This is a genomic window from Limnofasciculus baicalensis BBK-W-15 (genome assembly GCF_024178385.1).
Lineage (GTDB): Bacteria > Cyanobacteriota > Cyanobacteriia > Cyanobacteriales > Coleofasciculaceae > Limnofasciculus > Limnofasciculus baicalensis.
This window is the reverse complement of record NZ_JAMZMM010000502.1, coordinates 1-3,573: the sequence shown is the minus strand read 5'-3', so window position 1 is coordinate 3,573 and position 3,573 is coordinate 1. Positions and strand designations below refer to the sequence as shown.

Below are 3,573 nucleotides of genomic sequence, written 5' to 3'. Positions count from 1 at the left end.
GCCTTTTAGTCTGCGAAGGCAGACTTTGTTTGTGTAGCCGCGAATTCATTCGCCCAGGTTTATTGCAAATAGTGTAATATCTCAGATATAGCTTCACTTATGCCAAGAATTAGATGAAATAATTTTAGCTATCTTATCATCTAAATAAAATTCATATACAGGTTGTCCCGATACTTCACAACGTAAAGGCTCAACGACTTTTGTAAAAGGATTCCATACTGCTGTCACGATTCGCTTGGCTTTCTTCCTCACCAATTCACAATTAATATGGACTGTGGGCAAATGGATAACCATCGCACTATGTAAAAAAGCATCCACAGAGAGAGCATAACGCTCTTTAATATCCGCTAACTTCCGCTCTAATTCCCGTTGAGTTGCCTCAATCCGAGCTAACTCCTTCTCTTTCTCCTCATCTACCAAACCTTTATACTGAATCTTGGTAGCAATTTCAGTCGCGATTGTGCCGTAATAAGCATGAAGTCTTTCGGAATCTCTAGTCAAAGTTCGCGTTAACTTAGCACTCCAATTCTCTAATTCATTTTTAATTAATTTAGCGGATGTCTGTTCGATTAAACTTGACAAATCCTCAAAAGATATCGCTGTTGATTCTAGAGAATCATTCACCTCAATTCTATCAGCTTCCCAAAACAAAGCATCTCCAATATCTATAGGTGTCACTCCAGTTAACTCATTAATAACCAAAGAAACCATCCCGATTCTTCGTTCATCAGCTTCCGCTGTATAAGCCACATTGCACCATAGATAACGAGTGGTTTCCGGTTTAGCATCTAGAAATCGAATCAATCCATTTTGAGGAGCAATATTTTGCTGAAGGATTTTCTCAAATCCTGTCGTTTTTAGATAGCCATGATACTTCACACCTATTTCTGCTACAGCTCCTCTATCCGCTAACAATTCAGAAAACTTATTCAGCAATGCCGAGTGATAGGTAACAAAATGGCTTTCAGGAATATCAACTCTAGTGGTAAAAGAAATCTCTTCCGGTAAGTCGAGAGCTTTAGCAATATTCTGAGTTAATAGAACATTCAAAACCTGTTCGCCATCCGCTTCGGCGATGCCCTCGTGTAAGGAGATTAGTTGGGCTAGGGTAGAGAGAATTGGATTAGAAACCATGTGGATACAAGGAACAAATGTTGATTTTATTAACTGAATAGTCAAGATTATGCTTCAAAATCTTCGCCAAAAATCTGTTCGTCGAGTTCGCTAGTTTCCCGATATTTATCTTTAGCTTTTATCAACTCACTAGCCAGATTGTCAAACGCCGTATCTAATTCTGGCTTCGCTTGATGCTTTAACCAGATATCTATCACTATTTCGCTGAAATCAAACTCATCATCAACATTGCCTAAGATAGTTTCGATTTCTCCCACCACCAATTCAAACATATTGATTTTATCATGCAAGATGCGCAGAATGTATTCCTCAATACTACCTTTGAGACAAAAGTTAAAGATAAACACATCCTGTTTCTGCCCGATGCGGTGAATTCGCCCAATCCGTTGTTCTATTTTCATCGGATTCCAGGGTAAGTCATAGTTGACAATCGCGTTAGCAAATTGGATGTTCCTTCCTTCTCCCCCTGTTTCGGAAGCTAGCAAAACTGGAACATTATCGCGAAATGCTTCAATTGCGGCATCTTTGTCTTTTAATGACATATCTCCGAGAAATTGGGCGAAGGAAATTCCGGCTTCTTCGAGGGTTTTTGCTAGGTAGGCGCTGGTGGCTCGATGGGTGGTAAAAACAATGGTTTTTTGGGTTGATTTTTTGAGTAAATCGACTAAGGCTATCGCTTTTTCAACTTGTTTAATTTGTGAGGCGCGTCTGGTTAAGGTTTTTAGTTCCTCGCTAGGGAATTTTTTGGCAAGGTTTTTGAGAGAATCGGCTAATGCTTGGGGGGATGAGCCAGCTCTCATTAAGAGGTTTGTGCGAGAAAATTTGTCTAGTTTATGTGGTTTTTCAGGAGCTAACTGCTGAGGTTTTTCATTGTCTGAATTATCCTGTTTTTCAGGAGCTAACTGCTGAGATTTATCAGTATCTAGTTTATCCTGTTTTTCAGTATCTGATTCACCCATTTCCAGTGAACGGATATATTCAGTCAAATCCTGATAGAGTTTCTCTTCACTTTTGGCAGGATTAACGGTGATGGTAGTAGCGAAGCGTTTGGGTAATTGGACATCAACTAGGGAACGGGTATTCCGTACCATCACTTCTCGCATTAACTGTCGCAGTTTTTCGGGATTTTTGGGAATTCGTCCATTTTTGGAGGAGACGTATTCTTTTTTAAATGCAGCTTCTGTTTTTAATAATCCTGGTTTGAGGAGGGTGAGGAGATTGAATAATTCTACGAGAGAGTTTTGCACTGGAGTGGCGGTAAGCATTAAGATGAATCGTTTATTTAGGGCGTTGACGAGTTTCCAGTTGAGGGTGTTACGATTCTTCAGGTGGTGGGCTTCGTCAACGATAACTAAATCCCAGTTTCTTGTCGTTACTAAGTTGAAGTGTTTTGGCGATTTTGCGGTATTGAGAGAAGCAATGATTCGATTATTATTACTCCAAAATTCACTGGGGTTGAGTTGGAGTTGTTTGTCGTCGCTAGTAATGGTGTCGATATTAAATTTTGTTTGTAATTCCTGTTGCCATTGAGAGACTAGGGAGGCTGGGGTGAGAATTAAGAGGGATTGAATCATGCCTCGTGCCAGATATTCACTTAAAATAAGTCCAGCTTCAATAGTTTTTCCTAATCCTACTTCATCGGCTAAAAGGGCACGCCCTCCTAGTTGTCTGAGTACTTTTCGGGCAGTTTCGATTTGATACCAGTGTTTGTCGATGGCTGTGAGGGTGGGGAGGCAGACGAGTTGGTCGTAATCTGCCATGATGGATAGGTTGAATAGTTTTTTTCGGGCTTCGTAGTAGTTAATATTGTCGGTTTTCCCATGGGCAAGTGCTTGTAAGGCATTGGAGTGATTGAATTTGAAGGTGTAGAGGCTTTCCATGATGAGCATCACCGATAATATTTACAGGATTTATATACAGTGAGTTAGAAACTCGGTTTCTTCCTCAACCGAGATTGTCTCAATCCACGATTTTTTGGAGAAACCGGGTTTCTGAGCGTAAGTCCTAATTTAGCCTAACAATGGTGCAAAATCTCGACTAACCCACATCAAGAATCTACCCATTCCTCCAAGTACTCTATTAAACGCTTTTTTGGCATTGGTGCAACTCAGTTAAATCTTCTTAGTGAAGATGGAGGGATAAACTTGATGGAGAGTAGGGAATAGGAAGAGAGACTTTTGTTAATCGTTACCATCTGATAACCAATCAATTAAATCTTCAGGAGTGGTAAAATTTAACACAGCTTCACCTAGATTTTCTAATTGTTCGCTGGATAATTGACTAATCTGAATTTGGATATCAGGCTCAATTGCTCCTAAACGACGTTCTAATAGGCGTATAATTAATCCAACTTCTCCTTGCTGTAATCCTTGTTGTAATCCTTCTTGTAATCCTTGTTGTAATCCTTGTTGTAATCCTTGTTGTAATCCTTCTTGTAAT

General features: G+C 39.8%; 3 protein-coding genes. All 3 read right to left on the bottom strand.

Features of this window, described 5'->3' with window-relative positions:
• Window positions 1–93: 93 nt before the first annotated feature.
• Window positions 94–1,179 (bottom strand): hypothetical protein, encoded by a 1,086-nt coding sequence (locus NJ959_RS27295; RefSeq protein ID WP_254014908.1) that lies wholly within the window; start codon window positions 1,177–1,179, stop codon window positions 94–96.
• Window positions 1,180–1,181: 2 nt separating this feature from the next.
• Window positions 1,182–3,014, bottom strand: a complete 1,833-nt coding sequence (locus tag NJ959_RS27290; protein ID WP_254014907.1) for a DEAD/DEAH box helicase — start codon at window positions 3,012–3,014, stop codon at window positions 1,182–1,184.
• 300 nt (window positions 3,015–3,314) lie between these two features.
• On the bottom strand, window positions 3,315–3,573 hold a 259-nt coding region (locus NJ959_RS27285; RefSeq protein WP_254014906.1), incomplete at its 5' end, for a DUF4351 domain-containing protein.

Bases quoted from the DNA above. Each gene is read 5' to 3' on its own strand.
- NJ959_RS27290 (WP_254014907.1), bottom strand. From the start codon at position 3,014: ATGGAAAGCCTCTACACCTTCAAATTCAATCACTCCAATGCCTTACAA.